The sequence below is a fragment of the Novacetimonas pomaceti genome (genome assembly GCF_003207955.1).
In the GTDB taxonomy this organism is placed as follows: domain Bacteria; phylum Pseudomonadota; class Alphaproteobacteria; order Acetobacterales; family Acetobacteraceae; genus Novacetimonas; species Novacetimonas pomaceti.
Genome location: NZ_NOXG01000001.1, coordinates 120,651 through 137,149 on the forward strand (window position 1 = coordinate 120,651; position 16,499 = coordinate 137,149).

Annotated in this window: 25 protein-coding genes; all 25 read left to right on the plus strand. The window is 61.4% G+C overall.

The genetic code is table 11. The features are described 5' to 3' along the window. Positions 1-56 precede the first annotated feature (56 nt). Positions 57-4,250, plus strand: a complete 4,194-nt coding sequence (gene rpoC, locus CFR71_RS00535; RefSeq protein ID WP_110525678.1) for a DNA-directed RNA polymerase subunit beta' — start codon at positions 57-59, stop codon at positions 4,248-4,250. Positions 4,251-4,695: 445 nt separating this feature from the next. Continuing rightward, the gene (gene rpsL, locus CFR71_RS00540) at positions 4,696-5,067 is read left to right on the plus strand and encodes a 30S ribosomal protein S12 (RefSeq protein ID WP_003621118.1); all 372 of its coding nucleotides are present in this window, start codon (positions 4,696-4,698) and stop codon (positions 5,065-5,067) included. Positions 5,068-5,081: 14 nt separating this feature from the next. After that, positions 5,082-5,558 carry a 30S ribosomal protein S7 gene (gene rpsG, locus CFR71_RS00545; protein ID WP_003621106.1) on the plus strand — a complete coding sequence of 159 codons (477 nt, stop codon included), beginning with the start codon at positions 5,082-5,084 and terminating at the stop codon, positions 5,556-5,558. Positions 5,559-5,651: 93 nt separating this feature from the next. After that, positions 5,652-6,842: an elongation factor Tu gene (gene tuf, locus CFR71_RS00550; protein ID WP_110525681.1), complete on the plus strand. Its 1,191-nt coding sequence runs from the start codon at positions 5,652-5,654 to the stop codon at positions 6,840-6,842. Positions 6,843-6,950: 108 nt separating this feature from the next. Further along, the gene (gene rpsJ, locus CFR71_RS00555; protein WP_007282720.1) at positions 6,951-7,259 is read left to right on the plus strand and encodes a 30S ribosomal protein S10; all 309 of its coding nucleotides are present in this window, start codon (positions 6,951-6,953) and stop codon (positions 7,257-7,259) included. Between the two features lie 10 nt (positions 7,260-7,269). Next, positions 7,270-7,953, plus strand: coding sequence for a 50S ribosomal protein L3 (rplC, locus tag CFR71_RS00560; protein ID WP_110525684.1), 684 nt, complete (start codon positions 7,270-7,272; stop codon positions 7,951-7,953). Between the two features lie 12 nt (positions 7,954-7,965). Further along, positions 7,966-8,580: a 50S ribosomal protein L4 gene (gene rplD, locus CFR71_RS00565; protein ID WP_110525687.1), complete on the plus strand. Its 615-nt coding sequence runs from the start codon at positions 7,966-7,968 to the stop codon at positions 8,578-8,580. Between the two features lie 35 nt (positions 8,581-8,615). Continuing rightward, positions 8,616-8,912 carry a 50S ribosomal protein L23 gene (locus tag CFR71_RS00570; protein ID WP_206057920.1) on the plus strand — a complete coding sequence of 99 codons (297 nt, stop codon included), beginning with the start codon at positions 8,616-8,618 and terminating at the stop codon, positions 8,910-8,912. A gap of 16 nt (positions 8,913-8,928) precedes the next feature. Beyond that, positions 8,929-9,759 carry a 50S ribosomal protein L2 gene (gene rplB / locus CFR71_RS00575; protein ID WP_048858898.1) on the plus strand — a complete coding sequence of 277 codons (831 nt, stop codon included), beginning with the start codon at positions 8,929-8,931 and terminating at the stop codon, positions 9,757-9,759. Between the two features lie 12 nt (positions 9,760-9,771). Continuing rightward, positions 9,772-10,050 (plus strand): 30S ribosomal protein S19, encoded by a 279-nt coding sequence (gene rpsS / locus CFR71_RS00580; RefSeq protein WP_003621102.1) that lies wholly within the window; start codon positions 9,772-9,774, stop codon positions 10,048-10,050. Positions 10,051-10,052: 2 nt separating this feature from the next. Next, the gene (gene rplV, locus CFR71_RS00585) at positions 10,053-10,460 is read left to right on the plus strand and encodes a 50S ribosomal protein L22 (RefSeq protein WP_110525693.1); all 408 of its coding nucleotides are present in this window, start codon (positions 10,053-10,055) and stop codon (positions 10,458-10,460) included. A 3-nt stretch (positions 10,461-10,463) separates the two neighbouring features. Further along, positions 10,464-11,141, plus strand: a complete 678-nt coding sequence (gene rpsC / locus CFR71_RS00590) for a 30S ribosomal protein S3 (RefSeq protein WP_110525696.1) — start codon at positions 10,464-10,466, stop codon at positions 11,139-11,141. A 53-nt stretch (positions 11,142-11,194) separates the two neighbouring features. Then, the gene (gene rplP, locus CFR71_RS00595; RefSeq protein ID WP_110525699.1) at positions 11,195-11,611 is read left to right on the plus strand and encodes a 50S ribosomal protein L16; all 417 of its coding nucleotides are present in this window, start codon (positions 11,195-11,197) and stop codon (positions 11,609-11,611) included. A 1-nt stretch (position 11,612) separates the two neighbouring features. Further along, positions 11,613-11,849 carry a 50S ribosomal protein L29 gene (rpmC, locus tag CFR71_RS00600; RefSeq protein WP_110525702.1) on the plus strand — a complete coding sequence of 79 codons (237 nt, stop codon included), beginning with the start codon at positions 11,613-11,615 and terminating at the stop codon, positions 11,847-11,849. Positions 11,850-11,862: 13 nt separating this feature from the next. Beyond that, positions 11,863-12,147, plus strand: coding sequence for a 30S ribosomal protein S17 (rpsQ, locus tag CFR71_RS00605; protein WP_110525704.1), 285 nt, complete (start codon positions 11,863-11,865; stop codon positions 12,145-12,147). Between the two features lie 15 nt (positions 12,148-12,162). Continuing rightward, positions 12,163-12,531 carry a 50S ribosomal protein L14 gene (rplN, locus tag CFR71_RS00610; RefSeq protein WP_003621089.1) on the plus strand — a complete coding sequence of 123 codons (369 nt, stop codon included), beginning with the start codon at positions 12,163-12,165 and terminating at the stop codon, positions 12,529-12,531. After that, the gene (gene rplX / locus CFR71_RS00615) at positions 12,531-12,851 is read left to right on the plus strand and encodes a 50S ribosomal protein L24 (protein WP_110525707.1); all 321 of its coding nucleotides are present in this window, start codon (positions 12,531-12,533) and stop codon (positions 12,849-12,851) included. The genes rplN and rplX overlap by 1 nt, the downstream gene beginning before the upstream one ends. 10 nt (positions 12,852-12,861) lie before the next feature. Continuing rightward, entirely contained in the window at positions 12,862-13,431 is a 570-nt protein-coding gene (gene rplE / locus CFR71_RS00620; RefSeq protein ID WP_110525710.1) for a 50S ribosomal protein L5, read from the plus strand. A gap of 105 nt (positions 13,432-13,536) precedes the next feature. Beyond that, positions 13,537-13,842: a 30S ribosomal protein S14 gene (gene rpsN / locus CFR71_RS00625; RefSeq protein ID WP_110525713.1), complete on the plus strand. Its 306-nt coding sequence runs from the start codon at positions 13,537-13,539 to the stop codon at positions 13,840-13,842. A 12-nt stretch (positions 13,843-13,854) separates the two neighbouring features. Next, positions 13,855-14,253, plus strand: coding sequence for a 30S ribosomal protein S8 (gene rpsH, locus CFR71_RS00630; protein WP_110094609.1), 399 nt, complete (start codon positions 13,855-13,857; stop codon positions 14,251-14,253). Between the two features lie 10 nt (positions 14,254-14,263). Beyond that, entirely contained in the window at positions 14,264-14,797 is a 534-nt protein-coding gene (gene rplF, locus CFR71_RS00635; RefSeq protein WP_110525716.1) for a 50S ribosomal protein L6, read from the plus strand. Continuing rightward, the gene (gene rplR, locus CFR71_RS00640; RefSeq protein WP_110525719.1) at positions 14,797-15,159 is read left to right on the plus strand and encodes a 50S ribosomal protein L18; all 363 of its coding nucleotides are present in this window, start codon (positions 14,797-14,799) and stop codon (positions 15,157-15,159) included. Before rplF ends, rplR begins: the two co-directional genes overlap by 1 nt. A 17-nt stretch (positions 15,160-15,176) precedes the next feature. Then, the gene (gene rpsE, locus CFR71_RS00645) at positions 15,177-15,755 is read left to right on the plus strand and encodes a 30S ribosomal protein S5 (RefSeq protein ID WP_110094606.1); all 579 of its coding nucleotides are present in this window, start codon (positions 15,177-15,179) and stop codon (positions 15,753-15,755) included. Then, positions 15,748-15,936: a 50S ribosomal protein L30 gene (gene rpmD, locus CFR71_RS00650; RefSeq protein ID WP_110525723.1), complete on the plus strand. Its 189-nt coding sequence runs from the start codon at positions 15,748-15,750 to the stop codon at positions 15,934-15,936. Before rpsE ends, rpmD begins: the two co-directional genes overlap by 8 nt. Position 15,937: 1 nt before the next feature. After that, the gene (rplO, locus tag CFR71_RS00655; protein ID WP_110525726.1) at positions 15,938-16,432 is read left to right on the plus strand and encodes a 50S ribosomal protein L15; all 495 of its coding nucleotides are present in this window, start codon (positions 15,938-15,940) and stop codon (positions 16,430-16,432) included. Positions 16,433-16,499 lie beyond the last annotated feature (67 nt).

Consider the following 16,499-nt stretch of genomic DNA (forward strand, 5'->3'; position numbering starts at 1 on the left):
ATGGGGGCAGATCGTCATTCTGCCCCCGTCCTCTTCCCTCAGGGGGTTTGCGGCGCATGAATGAACTCATGAAGATCCTTGGCCAGACCGGCCAGGCCATGACCTTCGACCAGATCAAGATCCAGCTGGCCTCGGCCGAGCAGATCCGTTCATGGTCGTATGGCGAGATCAAGAAGCCCGAGACCATCAATTATCGCACCTTCAAGCCGGAGCGCGATGGTCTGTTCTGTGCGCGGATTTTCGGTCCGATCAAGGATTACGAATGTCTGTGCGGAAAATACAAGCGGATGAAATTCCGCGGGATCATCTGCGAAAAGTGCGGCGTCGAGGTTACGCTGGCCAAGGTGCGTCGCGAACGCATGGGCCATATCGAACTCGCCAGCCCGGTCGCGCACATCTGGTTCCTGAAATCGCTGCCCAGCCGTATCGGCCTGATGGTCGACATGACGCTGAAGGATCTGGAAAAGATCCTGTATTTCGAAAGCTATGTCGTTCTTGAGCCAGGCACGTCGCCGCTGAAGCAGTACAGCCTGCTGACCGAGGACCAGTACCTTGACGTCATGGACGAGCATGGCGACGAGGGGATCGAGGTCGGCATCGGGGCCGAGGCGATCAAGAAGATCCTTGAACGCATCGACTGCGACCAGGAAAAGGTCGAGCTGCGTCAGGAACTGAAGGAAACCACGTCCGAGGCCAAGCGCAAGAAGCTGGTCAAGCGGCTGAAGCTGATCGAGGCGTTTTCCGAAAGTGAATCGCGTCCCGAATGGATGATCATGGAGCTGATCCCGGTCATCCCGCCGGAACTGCGTCCGCTGGTGCCGCTGGATGGCGGCCGTTTCGCCACGTCCGACCTCAATGACCTGTACCGCCGCGTCATCAACCGTAACAACCGCCTGAAGCGGCTGATCGAACTGCGCGCGCCTGACATCATCGTGCGTAATGAAAAGCGTATGCTGCAGGAATCGGTTGACGCCCTGTTCGACAACGGGCGTCGCGGCCGTGCGATCACGGGGGCGAACAAGCGTCCGCTGAAGTCGCTGTCCGACATGCTGAAGGGCAAGCAGGGGCGTTTCCGCCAGAACCTGCTGGGCAAGCGCGTCGATTATTCCGGCCGTTCGGTCATCGTGGTCGGCCCCGAGCTGAAGCTGCACCAGTGCGGCCTGCCGAAGAAGATGGCGCTGGAGCTGTTCAAGCCGTTCATCTACTCCAAGCTGGAGAAGTACGGCCACGCCACGACCATCAAGGCCGCGAAGCGGATGGTTGAAAAGGAACGTCCCGAGGTGTGGGACATCCTTGAGGAGGTCATCCGCGAACATCCGGTGATGCTCAACCGTGCGCCGACGCTGCACCGCCTGGGCATTCAGGCGTTCGAGCCGATCCTGATCGAAGGCAAGGCGATCCAGCTGCATCCGCTGGTCTGCACCGCCTTCAACGCGGACTTTGACGGCGACCAGATGGCCGTGCATGTCCCGCTGAGCCTCGAGGCGCAGCTGGAAGCACGCGTGCTGATGATGTCCACCAACAACATCCTCAGCCCCGCGAACGGCAAGCCCATCATCGTGCCGTCGCAGGATATCGTGCTGGGCCTGTATTACCTGAGCCTTGAGACCCCGGAATTCCGCGCCACCCCGGATCGCAACGAATATGACGCGCAGGGCCACCTGACCGTCACCGGCGCGCCGTCGTTTTCCAGCGTGGGCGAGGTCGAGTACGCCCTGACCACGGGCGCGGTGAAGCTGCATGACAAGATCCGTGCCCGCATCGAGAATATCGACGCCGAGGGCAAGGTCACGCGTGAGACGGTGATTACCACGCCGGGCCGCATGCTGGTCGCGCAGATCCTGCCGCGCAGCGCGGCGCTGCCGTTCTCCCTGATCAACAAGCAGCTGACCAAGAAGACGGTGTCGGACGTCATCGACGCGGTCTATCGTCATTGCGGGCAGAAAGAGTGCGTCATCTTCTGTGACCGCTTGATGGGGCTTGGCTTCAAGCATGCGGCGAAGGCCGGCATTTCCTTCGGCAAGGACGACATGATCGTGCCGAAGGAGAAGAAGGAGCTGGTCGAGCGCACCGCCAACGAGGTGAAGGAGTTCGAGCAGCAGTATCAGGACGGCCTGATCACCGCGGGCGAACGCTATAACAAGGTGGTCGATGCATGGTCGCGCTGCACGGACGAAGTGCAGGCCGCGATGATGAAGGAGATTTCCAAGCAGGAAATCGGCAAGCCGACCAACTCGGTCTGGATGATGAGCCACTCCGGCGCCCGTGGGTCGCCAGCGCAGATGAAGCAGCTTGCCGGCATGCGTGGCCTGATGGCCAAGCCGTCGGGCGAGATCATCGAGCAGCCGATCATCGCCAACTTCAAGGAAGGCCTGTCGGTCCTCGATTACTTCACGTCCAGCCACGGCGCGCGCAAGGGCCTGGCCGATACGGCGCTGAAGACCGCGAACTCCGGTTACCTGACGCGCCGTCTCGTGGACGTGGCGCAGGACTGCATCATCGTCGAGGACGATTGCGGCACCGAACGCGGCCTGACGGTCCGCGCCGTCATGGATGGGGGCGAGGTCGTCGCCTCCCTGTCCGAGCGCATGCTGGGCCGGACGCTGGCGGCCGACGTGCTGGATCCCGCGTCGGGTGAGGTGCTGTTCAAGCGCAACACCCTGATCGAGGAAGCGCAGGCGGAGCAGATCGAGAAGGCCGGGGTCGAAAGCATCCTGATCCGTTCGGTCCTGACCTGCGACAGCCGCGTCGGCGTCTGTGGCCACTGCTATGGCCGTGACCTTGCCCGTGGCACGCCGGTCAATATCGGCGAGGCCGTCGGCGTCATCGCCGCGCAGTCGATCGGTGAACCCGGCACCCAGCTGACGATGCGTACCTTCCATATCGGCGGTGCCGCGCAGCGTGGCGCGGAACAGTCGATGGTCGAGGCGTCGCGTGACGGCAAGGTGACGATCCGCAACCGCAACGTGGTGCAGAACAGCCAGAACGTGCCCATCGTGATGTCGCGTAACTGCGAAATCCTGCTGACGGACGACAAGGGGACGGAGCGCGCGCGCTATCGCGTGCCCTATGGCGCGCGTCTGCTGATCGAGGATGGTGTCGAGGTGACGCGTGGCCAGAAGCTGGCCGAGTGGGATCCCTACACCCTGCCGATCATCACCGAACAGGCGGGCACGGTCGAATATCTCGACCTGATCGATTCCATCACGCTTGTCGAGCGCATGGATGAGGTCACCGGCCTGACGTCCAAGGTTGTCGTTGACTACAAGCAGGCGTCCAAGGGGGTCGACCTTCGTCCCCGCCTGCAGCTCAAGGATGCCAAGGGCGATGTGGTGAAGCTGGCGAACGGCAACGACGCGCGCTACTTCCTGTCGCCGGATTCACTGCTGTCGGTTGAAAACGGCGCGCATGTGAATGCGGGTGACGTGCTGGCGCGTATCCCGCGCGAAGGTTCGAAGACGCGTGACATTACCGGTGGTCTGCCGCGTGTGGCCGAACTGTTCGAGGCACGGCGTCCCAAGGATCACGCCATCATTTCCGAAACCGAAGGTCGCGTCGAATTCGGCAAGGACTACAAGTCCAAGCGCCGGGTTATCGTGAAGAACGACGAGACGGGCGAGGAAACGGATTACCTGATCCCCAAGGGCAAGCATGTCTCGGTTCAGGAAGGCGACTTCGTGCAGGTTGGCGATCCGCTGGTCGACGGTCCGCGCGTGCCGCATGACATCCTCAAGGTGCTTGGGGTCGAGGCGCTGTCCGACTATCTCGTGAACGAGATCCAGGACGTGTATCGACTGCAGGGCGTGAAGATCAACGACAAGCATATCGAGGTGATCGTTCGCCAGATGCTCCAGAAGGTCGAGATCCTGGAGCCGGGCGATACGACCTACCTGATTGGCGAGACGGTGGACCGGATCGAGTTCGAGACGGAAAACACGAAGCGCCTGAACATGGGCGAACGTCCTGCGGTGGCCATGCCGGTCCTTCAGGGGATCACCAAGGCCTCCCTGCAGACGCAGTCGTTCATCTCCGCCGCGTCCTTCCAGGAGACGACGCGCGTCCTTACGGAAGCCGCCACGGCGGGCAAGAAGGATACGCTCAACGGGCTGAAGGAAAACGTGATCGTCGGGCGCCTGATTCCGGCGGGAACGGGCAGCGTGATGAACAAGCTGCGTGCCGTGGCCGCCGGCCAGGACCGGCAGCGACTGGCCCAGGCCAAGCCTGCGGTCGCCCCCAAGGCGGCCGAATGATACTGGCTGATGGATGGGGGCGCAGGTCCCTGTCCATCAGCCCTGTGCTGCATCGGGCGTCATCGATGATGTGACTCCCGATTCGGGACTCGGCGCGTCAGGCGTCGAATCATCCCGTTTCACGATGTTGACGGGGCATTTTCATGCCCCATGTGGAACGGTCGTGTCATGCGCATGACCGAATCCTTGGGGAAGGCTTGACTTTGGGCCATTCTCTTCGTAGGTTCCGCGCCCTCGGCTAGCCCTGTCTGAATGACGTCGTTGGCCGTCGAATGCAGCATGCTCGCATGCGGTACCGCCGCCCGGGAATCGGGTGGCCCAGGCCGGATGCATATATGATGCCCGAACGAGTGATCTTCATTCGTTGGGGTTTTGTTGTGAACGACAGTCGGCAACCAGACTTTGGGGTTGGCCGGCCGAAATTTGTAAGGATCGGGAAAGGCGTATGCCGACCATCAACCAGTTGATCGCGAAAGGCCGCGAGCCCGCAGCCAAACGCAACAAGGTACCTGCCCTGCAGGGATGTCCGCAGAAGCGTGGCGTTTGTACTCGTGTTTACACAACCACACCGAAGAAGCCGAACTCGGCTCTGCGTAAGGTTGCGAAGGTGCGCCTGACGAACGGTTATGAGGTTGTGAGCTATATTCCGGGTGAGGGCCACAACCTTCAGGAACATAGTGTCGTCCTGATCCGTGGCGGTCGCGTCAAGGATCTTCCTGGCGTGCGATATCACATTCTGCGCGGCGTGCTGGATACCCAGGGTATCGCCAAGCGTCGTCAGCGTCGCTCGCTCTATGGCGCGAAGCGTCCCAAGTAAAAGGAATACCAGGCATGAGTCGCCGTCATCGCGCTGTTAAGCGCGAGATTCTTCCCGATCCGAAATTTGGTGATGTCGTCATCACGCGTTTCATGAACGCCCTGATGTACGACGGCAAGAAGTCCACCGCCGAAGGGATCGTCTATGGCGCCCTCGAGGTGCTGCGTCGTCGCGGTGGAGCTGCTGCCGATCCGGTGGTGCTGTTCCATGGCGCGCTGGATAACGTAAAGCCCGCCGTCGAGGTGCGTTCGCGCCGCGTGGGTGGTGCGACCTACCAGGTTCCGGTCGAGGTTCGGGCCGAGCGTCGTCAGGCGCTTGCGATCCGCTGGCTGATCGACGCCTCGCGCAAGCGTGGCGAGAACACGATGCAGGAACGTCTGTCCAACGAGCTGCTGGACGCGGTCAACAACCGTGGCGCGGCCGTCAAGAAGCGCGAAGACACGCATCGGATGGCTGAGGCCAACAAGGCGTTCAGTCATTACCGCTGGTAAAGGATTGCCGGTCGGTATATTCACCGGCTGGGCTTCCGACACGGAACTTTCTAACCCGACTTTCGGCATGAGGCCGAAGTAACGGAGAAAACGATGGCAAAGGCTAAATTTGAGCGGAACAAGCCGCACTGCAACATCGGCACGATCGGTCACGTCGATCACGGCAAGACCTCGCTGACCGCTGCTATCACCAAGACGCTTGCCAAGGCTGGTGGTGCGGAGTTCAAGGCTTACGACATGATCGACGCGGCGCCGGAAGAGCGTGCCCGCGGGATCACGATCTCCACCGCTCACGTTGAATACGAGACCGCGAAGCGTCACTACGCGCACGTTGACTGCCCCGGTCACGCCGACTACGTGAAGAACATGATCACGGGTGCGGCGCAGATGGACGGCGCGATCCTGGTCGTGTCCGCCGCTGACGGCCCGATGCCCCAGACGCGTGAGCACATCCTGCTTGCCCGTCAGGTTGGCGTTCCCGCACTGGTCGTCTTCCTGAACAAGGTTGACCAGGTTGATGATCCGGAACTGCTGGAACTGGTGGAAATGGAAGTTCGTGAACTTCTGTCCGCTTACCAGTTCCCCGGCGACGATATCCCCATCATCAAGGGTTCGGCCCTGGTGACGCTGGAAGACGGTGACCCGGAACTTGGCGAAAATCGCGTCATGGACCTGATGAACGCTGTGGACGACTACATCCCGCAGCCGGAACGTCCGATCGACCGTCCGTTCCTGATGCCGATCGAAGACGTGTTCTCGATCTCCGGCCGTGGCACCGTCGTGACCGGCCGTGTCGAGCGTGGCGCGGTGAACGTGGGCGACGAAATCGAAATCGTTGGTCTGCGTCCGACGCAGAAGACCACGGTGACGGGCGTCGAAATGTTCCGCAAGCTGCTGGATCGCGGCGAAGCTGGCGACAACATCGGCGCGCTGCTGCGTGGCACGAAGCGTGAAGACGTGGAGCGTGGTCAGGTCCTGGCAAAGCCGGGTTCCATCACCCCGCACACGAAGTTCAAGGCGGAAGCCTACATCCTGACGAAGGAAGAGGGTGGCCGTCACACGCCGTTCTTCACCAACTATCGTCCGCAGTTCTATTTCCGCACGACCGACGTCACCGGCGTCGTTCACCTGCCGGAAGGCACGGAAATGGTCATGCCTGGCGATAACGTCGCCATGGATGTCGAACTGATTGCCCCGATCGCCATGGATGAAGGCCTGCGCTTCGCTATTCGCGAAGGTGGCCGCACGGTCGGTGCTGGCGTGGTCGCTTCGATCACTGCGTGATTGTAAGTAACTGAAGTGATGATGCCCCCGGTCAGAGCGATCTGGCCGGGGATATCATTGGCGGATCGGGTTCCCCCGAACCAGTTAAAGTTGGACTGAAACAGAAAGATGGACAACCAGAACATCCGCATTCGCCTGAAGGCGTACGATCATCGGGTGCTCGATAACAGCACAAAAGAGATCGTCAATACGGCGAAGCGTACGGGTGCGCGGGTTCGGGGTCCTATCCCGCTGCCGACGCATATCGAACGGTTCACTGTCAACCGTTCTCCCCATGTGGACAAGAAAAGCCGCGAGCAGTTCGAAATTCGGACCCATCGCCGGCTGCTCGACATTGTCGAGCCGACCCCGCAGACCGTGGACGCTCTCATGAAACTCGACCTCGCCGCTGGCGTGGATGTCGAGATTAAACTCTAAGGTCCAGACGATGCGCACCGGATTGATCGCAAAAAAGCTGGGAATGACCCGGCTGTTCAAGGAAGACGGCACACATGTGCCGGTGACTGTCCTGCAGGTGGATGACCTGCAGGTGGTTGATGTCCGCACCAAGGAACGCGATGGCTATTCCGCCGTCCAGCTTGGGTCGGGCAAGGCCAAGGTCAAGAATGTAACGAAGCCGTGCCGTGGCCATTTTGCCAAGGCGAAGGTGGAGCCGAAGAAGAAGCTGGCGGAATTCCGGGTGGCAGACGATGCCGTCCTGGAAGTTGGCGCCACGCTGTCTGCCGCCCACTTCGTCGTCGGGCAGAAAGTGGATGTGACCGGCACCAGCAAGGGTAAAGGTTTTGCCGGCGCGATGAAGCGCTGGAACTTTGCCGGTCTCGAAGCCTCGCATGGTGTCTCGATCAGTCACCGTTCGCACGGGTCGACGGGTAACCGTCAGGATCCGGGCAAGGTCTTCAAGAACAAGAAAATGGCCGGACATCTCGGTTCGGAACGCGTGACCACCCTGAATCTGGAAGTGGCCGCCGTGGACCCCGAGAAGAATCTGCTGATGATCTGCGGCTCGGTCCCGGGCGGCAAGAATGAGCTGATTCTGGTTCGTGATGCGATCAAGAAGCCCCGTCATGCCGAGGCGCCGTATCCGGCCGCCCTGACCCCGGTAGCGGGCTGAGGATAGAGGGCAATGGATTACGAGATCAAAACCCTCGAGAATGGAAGCGCCGGCACGGCAACGCTTCCCGACGAGATTTTCAAGGTCGAGCCGCGCGCGGACATCATGGCGCGCGTCGTTCACTGGCAGCTGGCAAAGCGCCGCGCGGGCACGCACAAGGTCAAGGGCATGGGGGAAATCTCCGGCACGACCAAGAAGCCCTATCGGCAGAAGGGCACCGGCAGCGCCCGTCAGGGTTCGCTGCGTTCGCCGCAGTACCGCACGGGTGGCGTGGTTCATGGTCCGGTCGTGCGCGACCACGGATATGACCTGCCCAAGAAGGTGCGTCGCCTCGGCCTGATTTCCGCGCTGTCGCAGAAGGCGGCGGAAGGCAAGCTGGTGGTTCTCGACGCCGCCACGGCATCGGGCAAGTCGTCCGAGCTGGCGAAGAAGCTGAAGGTGCTTGGCTGGAAGTCGGCCCTGATCGTTGATGCGGCGGTTGAGGAAAACTTCGGTCGCGCGGCGCGCAACCTGCCGAAGATCGACATCCTTCCGACGATCGGCGCGAATGTCTACGATATCCTCAATCACGAGGTGCTGGCCATCACGCGCGCCGGGCTTGAGGGTCTGAAGGAGCGTCTGGCATGACCAACATCCTCGCACTCCGCAAGAAGGCGGAACGTATGTCGCGTGAGGCGATGTACGATATCATTCGTGCGCCGCTGATCACGGAAAAGGCGACAGCCCTTTCCGAAAAGAACCAGGTGGCCTTCAAGGTCGCTTCGGGCGCGTCGAAGTTCGAGATCAAGGCTGCGGTGGAAACACTGTTTGGCGTCAAGGTCCTGGGTGTCAACACCCTGGTCCAGAAGGGCAAGGCGAAGCGCTTCAAGGGACGTCCCGGCCAGCGGTCTGATGTGAAGAAGGCGTTTGTGCAGCTTGCCGATGGTCAGTCCATTGACCTGACCGCCAAGCTGTCCTGACGCGGGGTGACAAGAAATGGCATTGAAGCACTTTAACCCGGTTACCCCCAGCCTGCGCGGAACGGTCCTGATCGACCGCAAGGAGCTGTGGAAGGGCAAGCCCGTCAAGGGGCTGACCGAGGGCAAGAACAAGAGCGGCGGTCGTAACAACCACGGCCGCACCACCTCGCGTTTCATCGGTGGCGGTCACAAGCAGTCCTACCGTTATGTCGACTTCAAGCGTCGCAAGTTCGACGTTGTCGGCACGGTGGAGCGTCTGGAATATGACCCCAACCGCACGGCCTTCATCGCGCTGGTGAAGTATGCGGACGGCGAACTTGCCTACATCATCGCGCCGCAGCGCCTGCAGGCTGGCGATCAGGTGGTTTCCGGTCTCCGCGCCGACATCAAGCCGGGCAACGCGATGCCGCTGTCTGCGGTGCCGGTCGGCACGATCATCCACAACATCGAGCTCAAGGCCGGTGCTGGTGGCAAGATCGCGCGTTCCGCCGGAACCTATGCGCAGCTGGTGGGCAAGGACATGGGCTATGCCCAGATCAAGCTGCAGTCGGGTGAGCTGCGCGTCGTGCGCGCCGAGTGCATGGCGACGATCGGTGCGGTGTCCAACCCGGACAACATGAACCAGCACATGGGCAAGGCAGGCCGCGCCCGCTGGCTGGGACGTCGTCCGCACAACCGTGGCGTCGTGATGAACCCGGTCGACCATCCGCATGGTGGTGGTGAAGGCCGGACCTCGGGTGGACGTCATCCGGTCACGCCGTGGGGCAAGCCGACAAAGGGTTATAAGACCAGGGTCAACAAGCGTACGGACAGTCTGATTATCCGTCGCCGGAAGACCGGCAAGTAAGGGGCATACAAGATGGCACGTTCCGTCTGGAAGGGCCCGTTCGTGGACGGGTATCTACTGAACAAAGCCGACGCGTCGCGCGCGTCGGGCCGTAACGAGGTGATCAAGATCTGGTCGCGTCGCTCAACCATTCTGCCGCAGTTCGTGGGACTGACCTTCGGCGTCTATAACGGGCACAAGTTCCTGCCCGTGCAGGTGACCGAAAACATGGTGGGGCACAAGTTCGGTGAATTTTCGCCGACCCGCACCTTCACGGGTCATTCCTCGGACAAGAAAGCGAAGCGGGGCTGATCATGAGCAAGCCTAAGCATCCGCGCACGCTCGCGGAAACCGAAGCGCAGGCCACCACGCGGAATATCCGCATCAGCCCGCGTAAACTGAACCTTGTTGCGGGCCTGATCCGCAACAAGCCTGCGGCACAGGCCATCGCGACGCTGACGTTCTCCAAGCGTCGCATTGCCCAGCAGGTCAAGAAGACGCTGGAAAGCGCCATTGCGAATGCCGAAAACAACCATCAGCTGGACGTTGACCAGCTGGTGGTGGCGCGCGCGGAAGTTGGCAAGTCGATCGTCATGCGTCGTTTCCATGCCCGCGGGCGTGGTCGTTCGGCCCGTATCGAGAAGTTTTTCAGCCATCTGACGATCATCGTGGCGGAGCGTCAGCCCGAGGCAGAAGCGGCAACCGGAAAGAAGGCGGCCTGATCCATGGGACATAAAGTCAATCCTATCGGGCTGCGGCTCGGCATCAACCGCACCTGGGACAGCCGCTGGTACGCCGACGCGGACTATGCGCGCCTGCTGCATGACGACCTGAAGCTGCGTTCCTACCTGCGTCGCAAGCTGTCGGGCGCCGGCGTGTCGCGTGTCGTGATCGAACGGCCGGCCAAGAAGCCGCGCGTGACGATCTATGCCGCGCGTCCGGGCGTCGTGATCGGCAAGAAGGGTCAGGACATCGATGCGCTGCGCAAGGATCTGACCCGCATGGCGAAGGCCGACGTCGCGCTGAACATCGTTGAAATCCGCAAGCCGGAAATCGACGCGACGCTGGTGGCCGACAACATCGCCCAGCAGCTGGAACGCCGCGTGGCCTTCCGTCGCGCCATGAAGCGCGCGGTGCAGTCCGCGATGCGTCTGGGCGCGCAGGGGATCCGGATCAACTGCTCCGGCCGTCTGGGCGGTGCTGAAATCGCGCGTGTCGAATGGTATCGCGAAGGTCGTGTGCCGCTGCACACGCTGCGTGCCGACATTGATTATGGTGTGGCGACGGCAAAGACGACCTATGGCACCTGTGGTGTGAAGGTCTGGATCTTCAAGGGCGAGATTCTTGCCCATGATCCGCTGGCGCAGGATCGTCGCGCCGCCGAGCAGGCCCCGCAGCGCTGATCTGCGGGGAATAGGGAACAGAGTGCGCCAGGCGGCGCTGAGGATTTGAAAAAATGCTTTCTCCCAAGCGGACAAAGTTCCGCAAGGCCCAGAAGGGCCGTATCCACGGACTGGCTAAGGGGGGGACCACCCTGAACTTTGGGGCCTTTGGCCTCAAGGCCCTGCAGCCGGAACGGATCACCGCCCGTCAGATCGAAGCGGCCCGTCGTGCCATCACCCGTGCCATGAAACGCGCGGGACGTGTATGGATTCGGATTTTTCCTGACCTTCCGGTCTCGACAAAACCCGCAGAAGTGCGTATGGGCTCCGGCAAGGGGTCGCCTGAATACTGGGTGGCCCGTGTGAAACCGGGTCGTATCCTGTTCGAGATCGAAGGCGTGTCGCCGGAAGTCGCGCGTGAAGCGCTGGCTCTGGGCGCGGCAAAGCTGCCGATCAAGACGAAGTTTGTGACCCGTATTGGAGACGCGTGAGATGGCAAAGGCAACCAAGCCGGCCGATCTGCGTGCCAAGACTGTTGAAGAACTGGATACGCTTCTCATCGATCTGAAGCGCGAGCAGTTCAATCTTCGGTTCCAGCATGCAACCGGCCAGACCGAAGGGCAGTCGCGTATGCGTGCGGTGCGTCGCGAGATTGCCCGCGTCAAGACGATTGCGTCTGAGGCGTTGAAGAAGATCGCTGCCGGCAATGCGCCGGCAGTCAAGTCCTGAAGGGAGACGGGCGATGCCAAGGCGCGTCCTGACCGGACGGGTGACCAGCGACAAGATGGACAAGACGGTTACCGTCCTTGTCGATCGTCGCGTCATCCATCCGCTGTACAAGAAGTTCATTCGCCGTTCGAAGAAGTACGCGGCGCATGATCAGCTGAACGAATGCAAGATCGGGGACACGGTGCGCATTGAAGAATGCCGCCCCATTTCCCGGCGCAAGACCTGGACCGTCGTGGTTCGCAATGGCGCCCCCCTGGCGGCGCCCGCGACCGATGCCAAGTCTGGCGCACAGGCGTAAAGAAGGGCATAGAGCATGATCCATCCCGAGACCAACCTTGACGTCGCCGACAATTCCGGCGCGCGTCAGGTGCAGTGCATCAAGGTGCTGGGCGGTTCCAAGCGGAAGTCCGCCTCGGTCGGCGACGTGATTGTCGTGTCCGTTAAGGAAGCGATTCCCCGCGGTAAGGTGAAGAAGGGTGACGTGCACCAGGCGGTGATCGTCCGTACCTCTTATCCGGTGCGTCGCCCCGATGGCAGCGCCATCCGCTTCGACCGCAATGCCGCTGTCCTGATCAACAAGCAGCAGGAACCGATCGGAACCCGCATCTTCGGTCCGGTCGTGCGCGAACTGCGTGCGCGCAAGTTCATGAAGATCATTTCGCTGGCGCCGGAGGTGCTGTAATGGCCGCGCGTATCAAGAAGGGCGACCAGGTCCTGGTCATCACCGGCTCATCCCGCGGCAAGCGTGGTGAAGTCGTGACGGTGCTGCCTGCCGCGCAGAAGGCCATCGTGCGCGGCGTCGCGATCGCGAAGCGCCATACGCGCCCCAGCCGCATGGGTGAGCAGGGAGGCATCATCGAGAAGGAGATGCCGGTGCACCTGTCCAACCTGAAGCTGATCGATCCGAAGAGCGGCGATCCTACCCGCGTCGGGTATCGCGTTCTGGAAAACGGTCGCAAGGTTCGTGTCGCCAAGGCGACCGGCGAAGTCATCGAAGGCTGAGGAGGCGGGTATGTCAGAAGCTAACGTAACCCGCTCAGTGCCGCGTCTGCAGAAGCGTTACAATGACGAACTGCGCGCGAAACTGCGCGAGGAGTTCGGTTACAAGAACGTGATGCAGGTTCCGACCCTGGAAAAGATCGTTCTCAACATGGGTGTCGGCGAAGCCGCGGGTGACCAGAAGAAGCTGGATGCCGCGGTTCAGGAAATGACCCTCATCGCAGGTCAGAAGCCGGTCAAGACGGTTGCTAAGAAGGCGATCGCGGGCTTCAAGATCCGTGAAGGTCTGCCGATCGGGTGCAAGGTGACGCTGCGTCGCGCGCAGATGTATGAATTCCTTGACCGTCTGGTGACGATCGCCCTGCCGCGCGTCCGCGATTTCCGCGGCCTGCCGGCGAACAAGGGTTTCGACGGGCATGGTAACTTCGCCATGGGCCTGAAGGAACAGATCGTCTTCCCGGAAATTGAGTACGACAAGGTCGACGATATTCGCGGCATGGACATTATCTTCGTTACGAGCGCGAAGACCAATGCCGAAGCCAAGGCTCTTCTGAAGGCATTCGACCTGCCCTTCGCAGCATAAAAGTTGCGAGAGGGGCTTTCACTGGAAGCCCGGAAGACCTAAGACACACGTAGTTTGGAAAACCGTTGGGAATGGCCCGACAGGTTCCGGAGGATAAAACAAGGCATGGCCAAGATTTCCGCCGTAAACCGGAATGTCAAGCGTGAGCGCATGGCAGCACGGGACAAGGCAAAGCGGACTGCATTGAAAAACATCATCATGGATCGGTCTCTGCCGGTCGAGGATCGTTTTGATGCGTCGCTGAAGCTTGCTGAACTTCCAAGGAACGGATCGCGCGTGCGCGTTCGTCTGCGGTGCAAGTTGACGGGGCGTCCCCGCGCCAATTACAGAAAGTTCGAACTCTGCCGTATCGCCCTGCGCGACCTGGCCTCCAATGGCCAGATCCCGGGTATGGTCAAATCGAGCTGGTAAGGGCAGGGAACGATGTCACTTTCTGATCCTTTGGGTGATCTGCTCACCCGGATCCGCAATGCCCAGCGTGCGCGTCACGCGGCATGCGTCGCGCCAGCATCGAAGCTGCGTGCAAATGTACTCGAGGCGCTGCGTCGCGAGGGGTATATCCGTGGCTTTTCCAAGGAAGAGCTGCGCAAGGGTGTGTCCCAGCTGCGTATCGAGCTGAAATATCTTGATGGCGAGCCCGTGATCAAGGAAATCCACCGCGTTTCCAAGCCGGGACGTCGCGTGTATTCCAAGATCAAGGAACTGCCCCGCGTGTATGCCGGGCTGGGCGTGTCGATCCTGTCGACCCCGCGTGGCGTCCTGTCGGATGGGGAAGCCCGCGCTGCCAATGTTGGCGGCGAAGTTCTCTGCCGCGTATTCTAAGGAGGGATGAATGTCGAGAGTTGGCAAATATCCCGTCGAGATTACGTCGGGAGTTCAGGTTTCCATCGCTGATGGTGTGCTGACGGCCAAGGGGAAGCTCGGCGAGCTGAAACTGCCCCTGTCGCATCACGTCGAGGCGGAAGTCGCTGATGGCAAGGTTTCGGTCAAGCCGGTCGGAACGCAGGCCCAGGCCCGGATGATGTGGGGCACGACGCGTTCCCTGATCGCCAGCATGGTCAAGGGCGTGTCCGAAGGGTTCTCCAAGACGCTGGAAATCAGCGGAACGGGTTATCGCGCGGCGGTTCAGGGCAAGAACCTTGTCATGAACCTCGGATATTCGCACGATATCGTGTATGAGATCCCGGCCGGTATCAAGATCACGACGCCCCGTCCGACCGCTGTGACCGTCGAGGGGATCGACAAGCAGCGCGTTGGTCAGGTTGCGCTTGATATCCGCAGCTTCCGCAAGCCCGAGCCTTATAAGGGCAAAGGTGTCCGTTATGAAACGGAGACCATCCGTCGCAAGGAAGGTAAGAAGAAATAATGAGCGCGCAGCAGGATCTGCGGGAGCGGCGCCGTCAGCGTCTTCGCTTCCAGCTTCGCCGCAAGAGTGGCGGACGGCCGCGCCTTTCGGTGTTCCGGTCGGGCAAGAATATCTATGCGCAGGTGATCGACGATGTCGCCGGGCGCACCCTGGCAGCAGCGTCTTCCATCGAGAAGGACCTGCGTTCCTCCCTCAAGGGCGGTGCGGACGTGGCGGCGGCTGGCGCCGTCGGCAAGCTGCTTGCCCAACGTGCGGTTGCGGCGGGTGTGTCGAAGGTCGTGTTCGATCGCGGCGCGTATCTGTATCATGGGCGCATCAAAGCCCTGGCGGAGGCTGCCCGTGAGGGCGGTCTCTCGTTCTGACGAAAGGGTCACGCACAATGGCACGTGAACCGAGAGAAGGCGGCCGGGGCGGCCGCGATCGTGATCGCGAAGGCGATGATCTCGTTGACAAGCTGGTCACGATCAATCGTGTAGCGAAGGTCGTCAAGGGCGGTCGTCGTTTCGCTTTTGCCGCACTGGTTGTGGTTGGCGACCAGAAGGGACGTGTCGGGTTCGGCGCGGGCAAGGCTCGTGAAGTTCCCGAGGCGATCCGCAAGGCGACCGATCGCGCCAAGCGCGCAATGATCCGCGTCCCCATGAAGGAGGGGCGTACCCTTCATCATGACGTGGCGGGACATTTCGGCGCCGGCAAGGTGGTGCTGCGTTCGGCTGATGCCGGCACGGGCATCATCGCGGGCGGCCCGATGCGCGCGGTGTTCGAAAGCCTGGGCATCAATGATGTCGTGGCGAAGTCGCTGGGCACCCGGAACCCGCACAACATGGTCAAGGCGACCTTTGCCGCCCTGGAACGCTGCGCAAGCCCGCGTTCGGTGGCGAACCGCCGTGGCAAGAAGGTTTCCGATATCCTTGGTCGCCGTGAGGTGACTGCATCGGCGGAGGCTGCTGCAGATGTCTGAGACAAAGGGAACCATTAAGGTCACCCAGATCCAGTCTGGCAACGGGCGCAAGCCGGGTCAGCAGGCTACGCTGATCGGTCTGGGACTGAACAAGATCGGCCGTACCCGTGAGCTGGAGGATACGCCTTCGGTGCGCGGTATGGTGCGCAAGGTCGCCCACCTTGTGAAGGTGGAGAATTGAGATGAATCTCAACGAACTTCGCGATAACGAAGGTGCCCGTTACCAGAAGAAGCGTCTGGGACGTGGCATCGGCTCTGGCAAGGGCAAGACTTCGGGTAAGGGCGTCAAGGGCCAGAAGGCCCGTTCCGGCGTGTCCCTGAATGGCTTCGAAGGTGGTCAGCTGCCGCTGTACCGCCGCCTGCCCAAGCGTGGATTCAAGAACATCTTCCGCAAGGAATTTGCCATCGTGAATCTGGGCGTGCTGGACAAGGCGATCGAAGCGGGCAAGGTGGATGCCAAGGCCCCCGTGACCGAGGACGTCCTGCGCAAGGCGGGGCTGGTGACGGCATCGAACGTCGCTGGCGTGCGCCTGCTGGGCAACGGCGAACTCCATCATGGGGTGACGATCGAGGTCTCCGGCGCGTCTGCTGGCGCCATTGCCGCGGTCGAAAAGGCCGGTGGCAAGGTGCAGGTCAAGGAAAAGGCCGCCAAGGCGGTTGCCGCGCCTGCGGAATGACTGGATGGGGGATTTGTTCCATCTCCCCCAGACCAGAATAATGAAAGCGATGCGTCTTGCACTGTGC